This is a genomic window from Micromonospora sp. NPDC049275, assembly GCF_043197115.1.
In the GTDB taxonomy this organism is placed as follows: Bacteria; Actinomycetota; Actinomycetes; order Mycobacteriales; family Micromonosporaceae; genus Micromonospora.
This window is the reverse complement of sequence record NZ_JBICSN010000001.1, coordinates 137,576-154,811: the sequence shown is the minus strand read 5'-3', so window position 1 is coordinate 154,811 and position 17,236 is coordinate 137,576. Positions and strand designations below refer to the sequence as shown.

The 17,236-nt window shown below is 70.0% G+C and carries 18 protein-coding genes; 11 read left to right on the top strand and 7 right to left on the bottom strand.

Annotated features, from left to right (window positions below; translation table 11 throughout):
- The first annotated feature begins 17 nt into the window (after positions 1-17).
- The 11 genes from ACGFIE_RS00745 (at position 18) to ACGFIE_RS00695 (ending at position 9,891) form a co-directional block, all read left to right on the top strand.
- Positions 18-896 (top strand): branched-chain amino acid ABC transporter permease, encoded by an 879-nt coding sequence (locus ACGFIE_RS00745; protein ID WP_393289620.1) that lies wholly within the window; start codon positions 18-20, stop codon positions 894-896.
- Entirely contained in the window at positions 893-1,882 is a 990-nt protein-coding gene (locus ACGFIE_RS00740; RefSeq protein WP_393289619.1) for a branched-chain amino acid ABC transporter permease, read from the top strand. Before ACGFIE_RS00745 ends, ACGFIE_RS00740 begins: the two co-directional genes overlap by 4 nt.
- The gene (locus ACGFIE_RS00735; RefSeq protein ID WP_393289617.1) at positions 1,879-3,390 is read left to right on the top strand and encodes an ATP-binding cassette domain-containing protein; all 1,512 of its coding nucleotides are present in this window, start codon (positions 1,879-1,881) and stop codon (positions 3,388-3,390) included. Before ACGFIE_RS00740 ends, ACGFIE_RS00735 begins: the two co-directional genes overlap by 4 nt.
- Before the next feature lie 202 nt (positions 3,391-3,592).
- Positions 3,593-3,955: a hypothetical protein gene (locus ACGFIE_RS00730; RefSeq protein WP_393289615.1), complete on the top strand. Its 363-nt coding sequence runs from the start codon at positions 3,593-3,595 to the stop codon at positions 3,953-3,955.
- Positions 3,956-3,969: 14 nt separating this feature from the next.
- A complete protein-coding gene (locus tag ACGFIE_RS00725) occupies positions 3,970-4,761 on the top strand; it encodes a methyltransferase domain-containing protein (protein ID WP_393289613.1) in 792 nt (263 codons plus the stop codon).
- Between the two features lie 134 nt (positions 4,762-4,895).
- The gene (locus tag ACGFIE_RS00720) at positions 4,896-5,567 is read left to right on the top strand and encodes a hypothetical protein (RefSeq protein ID WP_393289611.1); all 672 of its coding nucleotides are present in this window, start codon (positions 4,896-4,898) and stop codon (positions 5,565-5,567) included.
- Positions 5,568-5,585: 18 nt separating this feature from the next.
- Positions 5,586-6,728 (top strand): tetratricopeptide repeat protein, encoded by a 1,143-nt coding sequence (locus ACGFIE_RS00715; protein ID WP_393289609.1) that lies wholly within the window; start codon positions 5,586-5,588, stop codon positions 6,726-6,728.
- Positions 6,725-7,462: a hypothetical protein gene (locus ACGFIE_RS00710; RefSeq protein WP_393289607.1), complete on the top strand. Its 738-nt coding sequence runs from the start codon at positions 6,725-6,727 to the stop codon at positions 7,460-7,462. Before ACGFIE_RS00715 ends, ACGFIE_RS00710 begins: the two co-directional genes overlap by 4 nt.
- A gap of 214 nt (positions 7,463-7,676) precedes the next feature.
- On the top strand, positions 7,677-7,928 hold the full coding sequence (locus ACGFIE_RS00705; RefSeq protein WP_393289605.1) for a hypothetical protein: 252 nt from the start codon (positions 7,677-7,679) through the stop codon (positions 7,926-7,928).
- Between the two features lie 349 nt (positions 7,929-8,277).
- Positions 8,278-8,970 carry a hypothetical protein gene (locus ACGFIE_RS00700; protein ID WP_393289603.1) on the top strand — a complete coding sequence of 231 codons (693 nt, stop codon included), beginning with the start codon at positions 8,278-8,280 and terminating at the stop codon, positions 8,968-8,970.
- A gap of 396 nt (positions 8,971-9,366) precedes the next feature.
- Positions 9,367-9,891, top strand: coding sequence for a GNAT family N-acetyltransferase (locus ACGFIE_RS00695; RefSeq protein WP_393289601.1), 525 nt, complete (start codon positions 9,367-9,369; stop codon positions 9,889-9,891).
- A gap of 410 nt (positions 9,892-10,301) precedes the next feature.
- On the opposite strand, the gene ACGFIE_RS00690 is transcribed toward ACGFIE_RS00695, so the two are convergent.
- The 7 genes from ACGFIE_RS00690 to ACGFIE_RS00660 form a co-directional block, all read right to left on the bottom strand.
- Positions 10,302-10,844: a hypothetical protein gene (locus ACGFIE_RS00690; RefSeq protein WP_393289600.1), complete on the bottom strand. Its 543-nt coding sequence runs from the start codon at positions 10,842-10,844 to the stop codon at positions 10,302-10,304.
- Between the two features lie 31 nt (positions 10,845-10,875).
- Positions 10,876-11,874 (bottom strand): hypothetical protein, encoded by a 999-nt coding sequence (locus ACGFIE_RS00685; RefSeq protein ID WP_393289598.1) that lies wholly within the window; start codon positions 11,872-11,874, stop codon positions 10,876-10,878.
- A 1,465-nt stretch (positions 11,875-13,339) separates the two neighbouring features.
- A complete protein-coding gene (locus tag ACGFIE_RS00680) occupies positions 13,340-13,906 on the bottom strand; it encodes a hypothetical protein (protein ID WP_393289597.1) in 567 nt (188 codons plus the stop codon).
- A 353-nt stretch (positions 13,907-14,259) separates the two neighbouring features.
- Positions 14,260-14,712: an XF1762 family protein gene (locus ACGFIE_RS00675; protein WP_393289596.1), complete on the bottom strand. Its 453-nt coding sequence runs from the start codon at positions 14,710-14,712 to the stop codon at positions 14,260-14,262.
- Positions 14,709-15,866, bottom strand: a complete 1,158-nt coding sequence (locus ACGFIE_RS00670; RefSeq protein ID WP_393289595.1) for a DNA-methyltransferase — start codon at positions 15,864-15,866, stop codon at positions 14,709-14,711. Before ACGFIE_RS00670 ends, ACGFIE_RS00675 begins: the two co-directional genes overlap by 4 nt.
- On the bottom strand, positions 15,863-16,744 hold the full coding sequence (locus tag ACGFIE_RS00665) for a hypothetical protein (RefSeq protein ID WP_393289594.1): 882 nt from the start codon (positions 16,742-16,744) through the stop codon (positions 15,863-15,865). The genes ACGFIE_RS00670 and ACGFIE_RS00665 overlap by 4 nt, the downstream gene beginning before the upstream one ends.
- Positions 16,713-17,225 carry a DNA cytosine methyltransferase gene (locus ACGFIE_RS00660; RefSeq protein WP_393291229.1) on the bottom strand — a complete coding sequence of 171 codons (513 nt, stop codon included), beginning with the start codon at positions 17,223-17,225 and terminating at the stop codon, positions 16,713-16,715. The genes ACGFIE_RS00665 and ACGFIE_RS00660 overlap by 32 nt, the downstream gene beginning before the upstream one ends.
- Positions 17,226-17,236 lie beyond the last annotated feature (11 nt).

The window sequence follows — 17,236 nt, the reverse complement described above, 5'->3', positions numbered from 1 at the left end:
TCGGAAGGAGAAGTGCCGTGGGCCTGAGCGGGCTGGTCAACCCCTACACGATTACCGCGGTGGACGGGGTCGCGTACGGACTGCTGCTGTTCGTCATCGCGGCCGGACTCACGCTGATCTTCGGCGTGGCCGGGGTGTTCTCGATGGCCCACGGCACCCTCTACCTCGCTGGCGCGTACCTCGCCTGGCACCTCGCCGATGGCGGTTGGACCGGCCTCGGCCTGGCCCTCACCGCCGCGATCCTGATCGGCGCACTCGGGGGCGCGGGCCTCGCCGCAGCCGTGCGCCCCCTCACGGACCGGCCGCTGGACCAGGTGCTCGCCACCCTCGGGCTGGCGTATATCGCCGCCGACCAGTTCAGCACCGTGTTCGGCGCCGAACCGCGCTCCGTCGACCCACCCCGCGCGCTCGCCGGGTCGGTCAGCCTCGGCGGCTACCAGTACCCGGTCTACCGGCTGGGGTTCATCGCGGTCGCCGCCCTGATCGTGGTGCTGCTGTTCTGGCTCGTCGAGCGCTCCCGCACGGGAGCGGTCGTGCGGGCCGTGGTCGCCGACCCCGCCATGGCCGCCGCCACCGGACTACGCACCCGCACGACTAGGGCCGCCGTGCTGGTCGGTGGGGGAGTCCTCGCGGTCACCGCCGGCGTGCTCGGCGCCCCGGTTATCGGCCCGGCCCCCGGCGTGGACACCACGATCCTGGTCTACTCGCTGATCGTCTGCGTGGTCGGCGGCCTCGGCAGCATCCGCGGTGCCTTGCTCGCCGCCCTCGGTGTCGGACAAATCCTCACTCTCGGCGTTGCTCTCGTTCCTGGCGCCGCCGCGTTTGTCCTTGCCGCCGCGATGCTGGTCGCCCTCACCGTCCGGCACCGCCCTTCGCTTGCGGGACGGCCTGCGTGACCACCACCCTCACACCCGCACCCAACACCGCCACGACGGAACACCGACCCGTCGGCCGGGCGGCGCGCCTGATACCCGTCGCTTCGGGGATCGTCATCGTGGCGGCCGTGGCGCTGCCGTGGATGGTCAACGCCTACGTCGTCTCGCTCGCCGCCACCGCCCTGGTGATGGCCGTGCTCGCGATGAGCGCGCAGGTGCTGGTGGGGCTGGCCGGGCAACCACCGCTGGGGCAGGCCGCGTACCTCGTCGTCGGCGCGTACACCGCCGCGACCCTCGCCACGGTGACCAGTCTCGGTCCGGTTCAGTTGCTCGCGGCGAGCGCCGCCGGGGCCGTCGCTGCGGCCGTGACCGGCGTGCTCGCGGTGCGGGTCCGAAGCACCACTTTCCTCATGGTTACCTTCGGGCTCGGTGAACTCGTGAACGCTGCCGCTGGTCAGTGGGCGCCGGGTGGCAGCGAGGGCACCCACACCTCACCGGTGGTGGCGCTGCCCGGCCTGGCACCGATGGTCCGGCCCGGCTGGGTGTACCTGTACGTCCTGGCCTGCACCCTGATCATTGGCGCCGCCGTCATCGTCATCGCCCGCACCCGTTTCGCCTTGCTCCTGAGCGGCATCGCCGCCCACGAGCCCCGCGTGCAAGCCACCGGCCACCACACCAGTCGACTCCTTCTCGCCGCGTACGCCCTTGCCGGGGCGATCGCTGGCGCGGCCGGCGCGCTGCTCGTTGCGGTGACCCGCTACGTCTCGCCCGCTGACGCCGCCTTGGGTATCTCCGCGATCGCCCTCGCCGCCGCGCTGATCGGGTCCGGCAGCATGATCGGCGCCTGCGCCGCCGCGATCCTCCTCGTGGCCGCCCGGGACTGGGCTGGCGGCCTGCTCAGCGGCCACGGGAGCACCCTGCTCGGCCTGAGCTTCCTCGCCCTGGCCTACCTGCCCCGACACCGGCTGGCCGGGCTTGTCACCCGACGCGATCGGGAGCGGACATGAGTACACCGCTGCTGCGACTGGACACCGTCAGCCGCGCCTACGGCGCCCGCCGAGCCGTCGACGAGGTCAGCCTCGACCTGCACCCGGGGGCCCGGCACGCGCTCATCGGACCTAACGGCGCCGGCAAGAGCACCCTGCTGCACCTGATCGCCGGCACCCTGCGCCCGACGTCGGGGCGCATCCACTACGCCGGACACGACATCCACCGCTGGCCGGCCCACCGCCGCGCCCGCGCCGGAATCGCCCGCACCTGGCAGCATCCCGCCCTCGCCCGGCCGCTGACCGTCGCGCAGAACGTGCTACTCGCCGTGCCCGGGCAGCACGTGGCCACTCTGCGCCTGCGGCCCCGCGCGTCGGCGGCGGCCCTGGACGCCCTGGCCCGGGTAGGGCTGGCCGAGCAAGCCCAGCGGACCACCAGCCAGCTCTCGTACGGCGACCAACGCCGCCTCGAAGTCGCCGTCGCCCTGGCCGCGCAGCCGCGACTGCTCCTGCTCGACGAACCCTCCGCCGGCCTCGCCAGCACCGAGGTCACCCGCCTCGCCGAGCTGATCCGCGCACTGCCCAACGACATCGCCGTGCTGCTGGTCGACCACAACCTCGACTTCGTCACCGCAGTCGCCGACACCGTCACTGTCCTGCACCACGGCCAACACCTCACCACCGGCATCCCCAGCGAAGTGCGGGCCCACCCCGACGTGCGCCGCGTGTACCTCGCCGAGGCAGACTCCACCAACCACGTGCCCACAACGCCGGGGGTCACCACCAACTCGCCCGCAGCTGCGCCGCCCGTCCTGCGGGTGCGCAACCTGCGCGCCGGGCACCACGGCGCACCCGTGCTCACCGGCGTCACCCTCGATGTGCAGGCCGGGAGGGTGAGCGCCGTCGTCGGCCGCAACGGCGCCGGCAAGACCACTCTGATCAACACCATTGCTGGCCTACACCCCGCCCTGCCGGGCACCGAGATCCTCCTGCACGACCGACTGGTAATCGGACTCGATGCCCGCCGCCGCTGCCGCGCCGGCATCGGCCTCGTTCCACAAGGACGCCGCCTGTTCGCGGGACTCACCGTCGCCGAGCACCTCGCGCTGCCCCGACCGCAGCCCGGCCGCACCCGCACCATCACCGCACGGCAGATCCTCGACCTGTTTCCCGCGCTGGCCGAGCGCCGTCACCACCGGCCCCACCAACTCTCCGGCGGCGAACAGCAAATGCTCGCCTTGGCCCGCGCCCTGCTCGCCGGGCCGCAGGTGCTGCTGCTCGACGAACCCTCCGAAGGCCTCGCCCCCGCCATCGTCGGCCAGCTCGCCGAAATCATCACCAGCCTCGCCGCGACCGGTAGCGCTGTCCTGCTCGCCGAGCAGAATCTTGCCCTGGCCCTCGACATCGCGCACGACGTCGCCGTCCTCGACCGGGGCACCATCGCCCTGCACGCCCCCACAGCAGACCTGCGTGCCAATCCCGACCGGCTGCACGACGTGCTTGCCGTACCCACGGGATCCCCACGATGACCGCCAGCGCCACCGTCCGCAGCCCGGCGAGGCGACCTCGGCGCCTCGCGTACGCCCCTGCACCTGGCGGATCCGGCCCCACCAGGTGCAGGGCCGCCGTCCGAGCATCCAGCGCGGGCGGCGGTGGGTGGTTGGCGTCGCCGACCCGAACGGCGCCGCCGACCACCCCACCCCCCTTCAAGCAGGCAAAGGCGGTGACATCGTGAACGACGACGACACTAGCCTCTGGCTGCTTACCGACCTGGCCCGCTGCACCACCTGCGAGCAGTACCTCCAGCCCTACGCCGCTGCCCCGCGTCGCCGGTTCTATGTCTGCTTCTGCCCTGGGGTCCTGTACGACGCGGCGCATCTGGAAGCGCTCGTTGTCGGCTTCGCCGCCGCCTACGACCGGCGCACCTCGGCCACCCGGCCACTCATTACCTACCAGCGATGGCAGGAGTCCACCCGAGCCGACCTACGCCAACACCTGATCCGGCTTGTCGAGCAGGCACTCGTCCAGAGCCCTGAATCCGTCGAGCTGCGTTGGACCCACAGCGCCACTAGCGTTCTCGCGAACCAGGGTTGAACCAGGAGGAACCGATGACGTCCACCCACCAGCGCCACCAGTTCTACAGCAGCACGCCGCCCCGAGACCTGCCGAACGTGTTCGACCCGATCACGACACGCGAGTTCACCCGCATCGGGATCAAGGATGGGCAGCGCGTCCTCGATGTCGGCGCCGGAGCCGGTTCGCTCACGCGTCACCTCGCCGGCCTGGTCGGATCGTCGGGTCGTGTCGTCGCCGTGGACAGCAACGCGAAACTGCTCGACCCCACCGCGATCGTCCACGTCTACGAACGCGACCTGCGCCACGGGCTGCAACTACCCGCCGAAGCCGCGCCGTTCGATCTGATCAATGCGCGCTGCGCGCTGGCGCCGCTTGCCAACCGAACCGATGTGCTCGACGAGATGATGTCCCTACTGAAGCCGGGCGGATGGCTCGTCCTCGGCGATATCGTCTACTCCCGCATGTGGGTGCACCGCGCGCCCTCCCCCGAAGACGCGGAACTACTCGCCACCGTTGTGCACCGCGTCCTCGACGTCCTCGCCAGCCAGGGCGTCGACCTGCACTGGGGCGACAGGGCAGCCTCCCTGCTGCTGCACGCCGGGATGAACCACGTACACGCCCGCACCACCGCCCGCACCTGGACCGGCGGCGGCCCCGGCTGCCAGCTCTACGCCGACAACGTCCACCAACTGGCCGACCAGCTGCTGGTCGACGGTGCGACGGAAGAGGACCTGGACCGCTTCGCCGAGCTGATGGCCGACCCGATGGTGGTGCTGCGCTCCTACCAGTTCACCTCCACCATCGCCCAAGCCCCCGCCCACTAGCGCGCCCGCGCCAGAACGAAACCTCAGCGCCCGGCCGCCACTGCAGGCACACCGACGTGAGTGGGCACCTGGCGGCGGCTCGCGCCTAGCCCCACAGTCCCCGCCAGCCCGTCGACTAACGCAAGGGAATAACCGTGCACCTCACGATGCCCCGGGCACCGCAACCAGCGCGAGGGCTCTCCCAGACGCCCGCTCGCAGGGCAATCGACCACGCCGCCGAACGACAGACGCTCGGTGATCTCCATGACGCCTACCAGTGGGCGGTCTACGCCCACACGCTCGCTCACCGCAGCAATCATTCCGCGGAGCGCCTCGACGCGACGGCGATGCTGGCACCCCTGGCCGCGCTGACCGGACACGCCGACCAAGCCGTCACCGCCTACCGCGACCTGGTCGACCTCGCCACCGCCGAACTCGGCGCTAGCCACGAGCGGACCCTGTACGCCCGCGCCGGCATGGCCGAGGCGCACCACCGCGTCGGCCGCTGTGAGAAGGCAATCCGAGACCTTGCCGACGTCTACACCACTGCCGCAGAACGGCACGGACCCGAAGCGCCGGTCAGCCTGAAAACGCTCACACAACTCGCGTGCCTCTACCGCGACTGCGGGTGGCACGACGTCGCCCACCGCTGCCTCGCCGCCGCCACGACGATCGCCGCCCGCTACCTGCGCAAAGGCGATCCCATTCGCGCCCGCGTCACGAACATCGCTCAGACGCCCGCCGGTGAAAACCACCGCGCCGTCTGCACCCAGGCAACGCCCTCATGGCCAGCACCGAGTGGCTTGTCAACCGCGAGAACCACCTGATCAGGGAAGGAACAGGCCATGCCGTCGCGGACCTCACCGGCTACCCCATGGACGCCGGCGTTCGTTGCCGACGCGGTCGCCGCGACGCTCAAGCGCGCCGCCGAGCACGACCTGCACCATGCGATTACCGAGGTGGCCCGCGAGCGCGGCTTGTCATCGGCCACGATCGACGAGTGGGTGGCCCGAGCCCGCGCGGTGCCAGCCGCACCAGTCCCGCCGGGACTGGTGACCTGCCATGACTGCCACCACCCGATGATCCTGGTGCAGCTTCCCAAGTGCCCGCCGGTCTACCTGTGCATGCCGGCCTGCGGCCGGGCACCCGTGCCGGCGCAGTCGCTGCGCGACGCGGTCGCCCGGGCGGTGCTGCACCGCGCCCCGCACCTCGTGCCCAAGGACAAGATCGATGCCGCTGCCGCGTACGCCCCCGGTGGCATTCACCGGGTCGCAGTCGGTGCCTCGCCCAGCGATCTGCACTTCACGTGGCGGTCCAACCCGCGGCAGCTCGTCGGACCGCGGATGTCCCCGGCTCAACGGCTCAACTATGCCCGTGCTCGCGCCAATCATGGTGATCGTGCACGCGCCATCGAGGTTCTGCACACCGGCCTGCTGCACACCGACCCCACCGATGACAGCTCCGCCCTGGACGTCGCCACTGCCAACTCTGCCGCGTTACTCGCAGAACTCGCTCTCGCCGACGGCGACCCCAACGCCGCGATGCCATGGGCCGGGTGGGCGCACCGATCCCTACGTCGTCTGCGCGGTGCCACGTCACCGGAGGCGACTGCCGCGCTTAAGGTCCTCGCCGCCGCGTACCGCCGTACTGGCAACCTCCCCGAAGCGGCCGACTGCTACCGCGATCTCATCCGCCACCACACCTCCGCCGACGGCCCCCGGGCATTGCCCACCCTCGCCGCCCAAGCGACTCTCGCGCTCGCCCTTTATCAAGACGGGCACTGCGCCCAAGCGCGCCAACTCCTCGCCCGGGCCGTCGCCGAGCACCGCGCCGCGCACCCAGGCCACCGCGACGGCCCGCGCCTGCGCCAAGAACTGAACCGCATGCGTGCCACCTGCGTCGACCAACGCCACGGCCACCCGGCCGGAATCGACGACCCGCCGCACGACATCGCGGCGGCACTCACCAAGGGGAGCTCAACACCTTGACTCACAGCACTAGCCACGCTGATCAGAACAACGACACCGACGCGCCGATCGGCGGACAGCAATGGCGCACAGCGGCACAAACAACACTCACGCGACTATTGACCGACCAACTGGACCGGGTCAACGTCAGCACCGGGCACCGAGTCTTGGACCTCACCGGCGCCGCCGACATCGCGCACGTGTCCCGGCTGGTCGGCCCGAGCGGACACCTCACCGCCGTCGACGCTCCAAGCGGGACGGATCTACCCGCTGATCCACGCGGCTTTGACATTGTGCTCGCCCACCGTCAGCCAGACCAACTCGACGCGATCGCACCGATGACCGCATTGCTCCGCTCCGAAGGCTGGCTCATCCTCGCCGGCACCATCGTCGCCCCGCCGATCGTCTACAGCGCTGTCCCGGGTGGCACCACCGTCATCGACTTGGTTATCCGGGCGATCCACGCTCTCACTCCGTCTCCGGCGGCCTCTCCCTCGACCGACGCCACCATCGGGCTACTCGTCGCCCTGGGTATGGACCAGGTGTGCGCCACCACCCACACCGAGACCATCCGCGGCGGCGGTCCCGGATGCGCCCTCTACCGCCACGCCGCCCGGCACCTGCGGGATCAGCTCACCGGCACTGTCGGGTTTACCAAGGCCGAACTCGACCAATTCGAGAGACTCATGCAGGACCCGGGGGTCCTGCTACGCGCCGGCAGCAACGTCACCCTCCACGCCCGCATGACCACCTGATGCTGACTTCCCCGAAGCCGGCGACCACGCACGCCGGTCGGCATAACGCCGGGTGGCTCGCCGCGGCCACCATCGGCTTACCCGCCGACGTCTCCGACCAGCCGATGAGGAGACGCCTATCGCGACCGACACATCGCCCAGTGACCGTGACCCTGTCCTGCGCGGCAGGCCAATCTGACCAGGCGGTGAGAAATTGCGCTCGGACGGTAGGTCGATGGCGGGCAAGCGGCGCCGCATCTACACGACGCTGCTCGAGGATCCCACGCGGACATGGACGGTGCGTGAGCTGGCCGCCATGGTGGACACCTCTCCAGAGGGCACTTCGGAGGGCACCGTCCGCGACACCTTCAACGTGCTGCTCGCCGACGGACACCTGCGGCAGGTGCCACACCGGCGTTCCCTCACGGCCATGCTCACCAACCGCGGCCAACAGGCACTGACCAACCTGCTCCGCAATGCCACCTAGCGCCTACAGCCAACGGAAACACAAGGAGCGGCGTACGCGCGCTTACGTCCCAACTGCCACCGACGACACCAAAGCCGGGCCGTCTGAATGCCGAAGCCGGCCAGCGACAGCCTCTGACCAGTTACCGATCCAGCGAGGAATCAGTACCACGATGCCCATGCCCCGACGGGCTGCCTTCGCCCACCTGCTGACTGCGAGCGCTCTCGGAGTCCTGCTCACTGCCTGCCAATCAAGCACCCCCGCCGGCCAAGACCACCCGCAACCTGCGTCCGAAGCACCACGGCAGCAAAGCACCACGACGCCTCCAACGGCCGCCACGGATCCCGCCCTCACCCCGCACCAACGCCTGATGGCCCTCGCCGGGAACGTCGGCAGCACCCCCGCCGACGCCGCCACCGGATTGCCCTACACCTACCTGCACACCCAGTCGTGGACCCGCGCCACCAACAAGATCACCCGCACCGACCTTAGGCGCTGGCGCCGCGACGCCGACGACTCCGGCCGCGAGGTGACCCGCCGGCTCCCCGACGTGCCTGGCCTCGCCCACCGCCCGACCCGGGCCGAGCACGGCCAATTCGCAACAGCCCAAAAGACGACCACCCCATACCTGGCGGGCGCCCTGAAGCCGTACCTCACCGAACCGCTGCCCACCGACGCCACCGCGCTCGCCAGCGCGCTGGCCCCGCGCGAACTGGCCGGTAGGCCCGCCTACCCGCGAATGCTCGTCCACGGCGTCACCGGCCTCGCCATCCATCAATACCTCAACCAGGACCAGCGCCAGGCCACTCTGCGCGTCCTAGCCGCCGTACCGAACATCGCCTATCAAGGCGAGCAAACAGACCTCGCCGGACGGGCCGGCCTCGGCTTCACGGTGACCGCCGACGGCTCCACGACGCAGCTCATCATCAACCCCGGCACCGGTGAACTCCTCTCCGCGCGCGAACAAGTGTCCGGCACCCGGCCGGGCCTGTTCTCCTGCGTGCTGATCCTCGAGCGTGGCCACGCCACCAACGACACCGGAACACCTTCCACGCAACCCTGAGGTAGCCCGGCTAATGACGGGTCCCTGCCCACCCCGAACAGCAACCGATACTTGAAGAGACCGTTGTTCGAAATCGGCCTGTTTCAGGCTCTGCTCCACCGGACTGCCGGGTGCGGCCTGACGACCGAGGCCCGGCGCCGTCCGTAGATCCGGTCAAGCGCTGCGGCTCGCGGCGGGCCAACGGCGTGCAATGCGCGTCGATTGGACCCGACGCGACCCGCGCGTAGCAGCCGACTGCTGGCCAACATTGATCACGCACTCGGGTTGCCCGTCGAGGACCGGCAACACCTGCACGCGGTGCTGACACCGTGATTCCCGAACGAACCGCCGCATCGATGATGTCGGATCTGGCCTGTCGGCATCGTGCTCAAGCGGTGCGTCTGCCACGCTTGTCCGATGACCGAATGGCTGCCGTTCTCGCCTGAAGGAGAACGGGTGAGGTTGCGGCCACCGGGTTACGGCGATGAGCCAGCTTTGATCGAGATGGCAACCGACCCGCACGTTCGTTCATACATCGGCGGTCCGATCGATCCGACGGTCGCGGCAGCCAACGCGATGCAGAAAATCAGCGCCCAGGCGTGGGGCCAGTTCGTGATCGTCGGGCGCGTGAGCGGCGAGGTCGTTGGAAGCGGAAGCCTCGCGCGGAAGCGTGGCCCCTGGGAGGTGTCCTACCAGCTCCGGCGCGCGTACTGGGGGCACGGGCTGGCCGGCGAAGCGGTCGAGCTGATCCGCGTCTGGTTCTTCGAGAACCTCGACGAGAACCTGCTGATAGCCACGACTCAACGAGCGAACGATCGATCCAAGCGGTTGCTGTCGCGGGCGGGTGCGGTATTCGCCGGCACGTTCGAGCAGTACGGGTTGGTGCAGGAGCGGTTCGAGTTCCACCGTGGCGGGCACCCGCCACTGTGCCCTGACGCGTGAGGGCTTCCGCTCCTCATCGCCCCGTGCAGGTCGACGGCCGGGCAAGCAGACCGACCGCGGACCTGCCAAGCTAGGTGTCTTGCCGGGCCAACAGCTCGTTGCTGGCCTCGCTGTAGCTGGCAGTACCACGTCTGAGATAGCCGTGGATCAGTGGCGAGGCACCACATCTCCCGTACACCGACCACGGGTGCAGGCTGCTGAGCCTTTTCCGATCGAACTCGTCGGAGTCCACCCGCGCGAGCGACGAGCGCGGCGGCGACGGCTCCCTGGATTCTGGCTATGAGTGATGACCGTCGGTCTCTAGGCCTGGACCGCGGGGTGCAGCTCGAACCCGCCTCAAGGACGAGGCCCGCCCACCCGTCGCTCCGCCGTGCTGCCCCCGCCGCTACGAGGGGCGGACGCACCGCTGTTCAAGCACAACGCCTATGTTCGCCATCGATCGCCATCTCCCGAACCGGCTCACCAGCCGCGATCCTCTCGCAAAGCCGCAGCAGACCAGGATGCTGACGCAGGCGCACATACCCCTGTGGCGGATGGAAGCGGCCGAGTTCGGCGCGCACTTCCGCCACGGAGAGGCCCGGATACTCACGGATCCGCCGAACCGGAATGGCGAAAGCCTGATCAAGATCTTTAACGTACTCGAGGACGGTTGAACCGTTGCCCTGGCGAACCCGCTCAGCGATCTCGGCGATGCGCTCGGGAGAATCCACGATCGCTGGCGCAAGGTCGATGACAGGCCCTAACCGACTCACGGGCGCGGTGAGGTAAACGAACCAACGTGTCGCTTGACCTTGGATGAACCTACGACGGAACTCGTGAACCTTCGCATGCCGCCAAAAGAGTGCATAGTAATCCGGATTCAGGGCCATCAGGACGGGCTCAGGGCCGGCTAAAGGGTCACCCTCCCCGAAGAGAGACTCCTGCACCGAGGCGGCACGCCACGCGTTGGACATCAGGCATAGCCTTCCGACGACATGGCCAGCTCTAGGCCGGCCCAGCCGCCTGGATGCGGGCGGCGAACGGACGGATCCCGGGCAGCATTCCCCCTCGATCGCGGGCAAGGAGGTCAGCGGTCAGATCCTGCGCCCAAGGCCGATACCGCACCTCTTGGGGGGCCGTCGCCTCGGCCTCCTGCAACGCCACCCACGCCTCCGCGACCCGGCCGCGACCCATCCATGCCAGCGCGACGTCTTCCCAGTAGCGGGCCCGACGCTCAGGCGTCGTGAACCGTTCGATCCGCACTCGGGAAGCATGATCGACGGCGGCGCCGAAGTCGCCGAGCGCCCGTGCGATTCCCGACCGGTACAGCTCAAGATCGTTCGATCCAAATCCGGACGCCGTGCCGGAAGCCAACGCATCTCCTGCCTCCGCAGCCAGTGTCCACGCATCGTCGCGTCGGTCTGCGCGAGCAGCGGTGTAGGCGGCCGTCGCCAGCATCGACGCGTACAGGGACACATCCCTGCCGGCTTTCAAACGGGTGTGCTCCCGGAGGTGAACCGCAGCCTGAATGACCATTCGCTGCGCCTCATCGTGGCGGCCCGATCGGCGCAACACCACGGCGGCCGTCCGGTATGTCTCCGCGAGCACGTGGAGGTCGTCGCACGCGCGCGCCGCCTGCACCGCCCGGACCGCCATCGACCACGCCACGCCAGGATCGTGCAACTTCACGCTGAGGCGCGTCGCCAGACCATAAACCTCAGCGAGCACCGTCTGCACTGAGCCCGCCCGGTCGGCCGGTGCCGCGTCACAGGTCGCCTCGGCGGCGCGCAGCAACTCCGGCAGTTGTCGTGCGAGCTGCTGATAGCGGACCCCGTGGAAGTTGGCTGACGCTTGCGACACCGCCGCTCGCAGGGCGTCGATGGTGACGGGTGCCGCGCCTGGGGCGGCGGGCTCAAGCAGCAGCCGGTAGCGACCAGCTACGGCTGCCGATCCGGTTGCCGGCGCGGACGCGCCCAGCACGACACCGCCGAGCGTCCCGGTCACCAACGTCCGTCTCCGCATGTCGCTGTCCTCTCTCTCACCGCTCAGGGCTAGCAGCCGACCCGGCGAGAGCGACCGCCTCGTCTAACGCCCCCAGCAGACGCGGCGCCGGGCCTCCGCAGCGCCACGGGTTGGGGTAGACGGGCCGGCCGCAGTGCACGGACTCCGCTAGCCGGGGGCAGCCCTACCCTTTCACCTCCCGGAGCCTTCGGACGTCAGGCCCGGGGGTGTCGCCAGGTGTTGCCTCGGAATTGGCGCCAGGCGATACGACGCCGAGCTTGTACTAGCTTTATCCCTCGTCGCCGCAGGAGGTGGCAGACCAGGGATACCGCTCCTTCTACTGGCCGACAACGGCGTTGGCCAGCGCCCCTATCCGAACCGTCGGGTGTGGCGTTCAGCGCTGCAGCGGCCGGCACGGACCCCCACGCCCGGCCGCCACTTTGCAACGACTGCGAGGCCGGTCCGTCCTGCAAGGGAAGGACCGCCCTCCTGGTGGGGAGGATCGGGGGCTGCGGGCGATGACCTCACGCTCGGGCAGCGGCTCTCCGGGCCCGAGGCTATCCAGGGGTGCGGTGGCGGGCTATCAGCAATATTCGGGTGCACTGCGGCGCTGGCCCAGGAAGCCGAAGTCATCGCGCCAGCCCTGTCTCCCTGACGAGCGATACAGGCCCCTCCCATTGTCGGAGGGGCCTGTATCGCCATCGTGGGACTGCTGTGTTGCTGAGAGTGTCGGCTTGCGCCATGGCATAGGCGGTGGAGCGGGGCAGTCCGTAGATCTGCCCGACGGTGGCGATGTCGGTGACGGTGCCGAGCGCTCGGATTTGATCGATGGTCCAGTTGAGGTGATCGGGGGTCGACGGGCTGGCTGGTGAGGGCTGGGAAGTCATCGTGGTGTGCCTTTCATGAGGCGGTCAGTTGCCGGTGGGAGTGGAGCCGGTTGCCCTCTGCGGGGGTGCCGGACTTGGTGAGGTGCGATCACTCGAAAGTGCGAGCCGTCGGCGGTCAGCCTTAAGGCAGGCTCGCGTATGGAGAGATAGCTCCGCTTCCGCACCCAGCTGACGGTGAGCTGCTGTGTGCAGGTGACCGTCCTTAGGCTGCCGCGAAAGCAGCTCTGCGCGTCGCCGCCGCTGGGCGGTGGTGCGAGCGCGGTCGCGGTCCGGCGCGGTGAGGGCGACGCCGATCAGGACGATTGGAGCGCCGCGTAGATGCGCTTCCCGCTGATCCGGGGATGCGGCAGGTCGCCGACGATCCGCGGCGTGGTGATCGCCTTAACGGCCGGACGGTCGGCCGCCCGCGGTAGGGGCTGCGGGGCTTGCAGAAATCCGATGTGTAGATCAATGAGAGCGGTGACGAGCGCCTCTGCGGCAGCCCGCGCTCGCCGCGCGACGGGCTTCAAGTGCCTGTCTGTGGGCGCGCAGTGAAGCTGGTGGCGGGCGGCGTAGCCGGGTTAGTGCGGCCGGTGGGGCGGTTAGGTTGTCATCGCCAGGACGTGGTGGGTCATCTCGGTCCAAGCGACGCCGAGCGCGTTGGGATGGTCGTCGAAGCAGAGCGCGAGACAATGTCCGCCAGAGCCGTCGATGAAGGCGTAGGTGACCGTTGGTTGGCGCGACGCCGCTTGATGGGTCTCTACGACGAGGCTCCACCGGTCGCCGTGGAGTACGACCGCAGCGGGTTCGCCGCGCAGGTTCCGGCCTACACGTATAGCAGCGGGCGTCGGTGCGGCGACGAGTTGTAAGGCCTCGTCGATGATCGTGGTTATCCGGGGGATTTCGTCAACCGGTGCGGTCAGGGCCAGAACTGGGAAAAGGCTCGGCCGGCCGGTCCGGGCGGCAACGGTCAGCCCGGTAGCGAGTTGGTCCGCTACCCGCCGTCGGTGTCGTTGGGTGACCGTGAGGGTGGGGAGTTTGATCGTCGCCGGTCGTACGGTGACGACCGGCCAGCTGAGGTTGTCCCGTTGGCGCGGGTTGCGCGACGCGCGACGCGCCGATGGTCCGGTCGTGGGCGGCAGGTCGTCGGGGCGGTCGGTCTTAGACATTTCTCCTCCTTCGTGAGCATCGTGGTGTCGGGTGCAGCTCCACAGCCGATGTCGACGCGAAGTCGGTCGTTACGTAGGCGCCCCTGTTGGCGGCTTCGAGGTCGGGCTCTGTGCGTGTCCGGTGCTGTGGCTGCTGCAAGCCGCGTGGGTGCTTTGCACCCACAGGCCGCGCGGCGAGAACACGCTGCGCTAGCCGCCGACGAGTGGAACCGACAGAGATCAAAGGTGACAACGGACATTCCTTCGATAGTGGGGGTGGGTTGTGTTGGCAGCCGTGGGTGGGCGCCCTACGTAACTCGATGGGCGCCCACCCTGGGTGGCTGGCTTCGGTGTGAGGTGGCCGGGAGCGGGCGTCAGCGCGGCGGTTGCCAGCGGAGGCGGGCGATGTGGTCGACGCCGTGGTCGCTGCGGGGTCGGGCAGCGCGGGACCAGCCGGGCGTAGGCGGCCGGGCGGCGACGACGCGCCACCCGGCCGCCCGCAGGCTGGCCCCGGACTCGCCCTGCTGGGTGTAGGTGACCAACCGTCGATAGCCGAGCGCTTTCGCGGCTCGCCAAGCGGCGCCGTAGAGCATGCTGCAGCCGTTCGGAGCGGTGTCGGCGACGGCGACGCGGGTGACTTCGAGGGTGTGGCCGTCGTCGAGCATCCGCGCGACGGGCCGGCCGACCACCGCCACCCCGACGAGAACGTCGTCCTGGGCGACGCCGATCGAGAACTTGTGTCCTCGGGGCGGGCGGTGGTGGCGATGCCAGTCGGTGATGAACTCGCCGGCCTGAGCGAAGGTGACCGGCACGAGGCGCAGGCTCATGTCGTGTCCTGCGCCAGGTGTGGACGTAATCGGGTGATGGCCTCGTGGTGGAACTGCTCGGCGATGTCGATGCCGAGGTAGCGCCGGCCGAGGTGCATCGCGGCAAGGCCGGTGGTGCTGGCGCCGGAGAACGGGTCGAGGACCACGCCGCCGGCTGGGCAGCCGGCGGCGATCGCCCGTAGTGGCAGGTCGATGGGGAACGGCGCGATGTGGGAGCCGCGGTAGGGGCGGGTGGCGATGCGCCACACGTCCCCGGGGTTGCGGCCCCGGACGTGTGCGGCGGTGTGGGCGTGCCCGAGCGGTTTGAGGTTGCCCGCCGAGGCGCGTGGCTCGGCGGTGTTGGTGGCGGCGTACTTGCTGCCGTAGGCGGTGGCGCCTCGGCGACGGGCGGTCGCCCCGATCCCGCCGGTGGCGCCCTTGCGGGCGCCACCGATGACTCGGCTGCCGTCGGCCGCCGCTGGGTGCGCCAGCGGTATCCGGATGGGGTCGAGGTCGAAAAAATAGGTGGGTGATGGGGTGAGCAGGAACAGCAGTTCGTAGGTGGTGGAGAGGCGGTCGCGGACGGACTCGGGCATCGGGTTGGTCTTGGACCAGATGATCGCGTTGCGCAGCCACCAGCCGTCGGCTTGCAGCGCGAACGCGACCCGCCAGGGAACGCCGATGAGGTTTTTCGCCGCAAGGGTGTCCTGCGCGCGGGGGCCCGCCGGCCGTCGGCCTCCTGGCTGTGGCCGGCCTGCTTGGGGTGCGCCGCTGGAGGCGCTGCTGTAGCTGTCACCGAGGTTGAGCCAGCAGGTGCCGGTGGGTGTGAGCACCCTGTGCACTTGGCGGAATACGTCGACCAGCCGGTCGATGTATTTGTCGAGGGTGGGTTCGAGTCCGTACTGCGGATCGGACCATCGGGCGGGGCATCGCCGGCAGGTGGCGCCGTCGACCTTACGGCTTGCTTCGTGCGTGCAGTCGGGGTTGCCGCCGCTCCAGCGGCCGGTGCCGTAGTCGCGGAGCCCCCAGAACGGGGGTGAGGTGACGACGCAGTCGACGGACGCCTCGGGCATGGCGGTCAGCACCTGCCGGGTGTCGCCGAGGTAGAGGGTGACTGGCCCTTCCTGGTGGTACTGGTATTCAGCCAGACCCCCCGGGCGATGATCTTCGGTCATGACGGTGCCTGCCAGCGGTGCGGGCACAGCAGCAGCCGCAGCGCGGCTGCTGCCTGCTGGGGGACGACGCCGTTACCCAAGACCCGCAGCGCGAGGGTGCGCGGCAAGCCCAGCGTGGGGTCGGTGACGTGGCCGTGGTTGAGGCCCATCAGCCATTCCACGAACGGTGGGGCGAGCACGGGCTTGCCGTGCTGCCCGGCCTGGGTGGGTTCCGGTGCGCCTCGGCCGAGTAGCAGCTCCCATCGGGCGATGGCGGCGGCGTAGCCGCCCCATCGGTGCTCGTCGAGGTCGCCGAGTTCGGCGACGGTGGTGCGCAGGTCCGTCCCGCCGTCGCCGTGGTGTCCGGGGCCGCGCCCGTCGGATGCGCGGGGTGTGGGCAGGGTGCGGGTGGGTACCCGCACCGCTGCTGAGGGCAGGGTGAGGTCGCCGTGCGAGCCGCGCTGCCCCGGGCAACCTTTCGCTCCGTCGGTGGCCCTGGGGGTGGGCAGCAGCACCTGCGACAGCGGGGGCCGGAACCCGGCCCCCGCCTTACGTCCGGGGGTGCCGGTGTCGCTGGCCCTCGGGGTGGGCAGCAGCCGGGTGGCATCGGTCAGCGTCCGGCCCTGATGCTCGATCGGCGTGACGCGGCCGGCGGTGACGTTGGCCGAGGATCGGCTGTCCGCCACCGTCGGCGTTGGCATGAGCTGCCCGGCGACGCCAGCCAGGCTCGGCCGGCGGCTCGCCCCGGCGGACGGGGACTTGTTCGACCCGTATGCCACCGCGGTGGGGGTGGGCAGCAGGCCGTGGGTGGAGCCGGACGGTTCGATCAGGTCGGGTAGCCCGTACTGGTGCCCGGGGCCCTTCCCGTCACGGGCGCATGGTGTCGGCAACGTCCGCACCCCCTCGGTGAGGTTCTGCGGGTGTGGCCAGCAGGAACAGTCGGTCGCGGCGGTGCGCGGCGCCGATGTCGGATGCGCGTAGGCACGTCCAGCTCGTGTCGTACCCGAGCGTGGCCAGGTCGGCTTCGACGACGTCGAAGCCGCGGCGGAGGAGCGCGGCGACGTTTTCCACGAAAACGAGCGGCGGGCGAAGGTGGCGAACGGCGTCGGCGACAGCGCTCCACAGGCTGGAGTGCGCACCGGTGATGCCGGCTCGCTTGCCGGCGTTGGAGATGTCCTGGCAGGGGAATCCGGCGGTGAGGATGTCGACGGGCGCGACGGTGCTCCAGTCGACGGCACGGATGTCGCCGAGGTTCGTGACGCCGGGCCAGTGGTGGGCGCAGACGCTTGCGGCGTGTCGGTCGGTCTCGGCGTACCAGGTGAGCTGGCCGCCGAGCACCAGCTCGACGGCCATGTCGAGGCCGCCGTAGCCGGTGCACAGCGATCCGATGC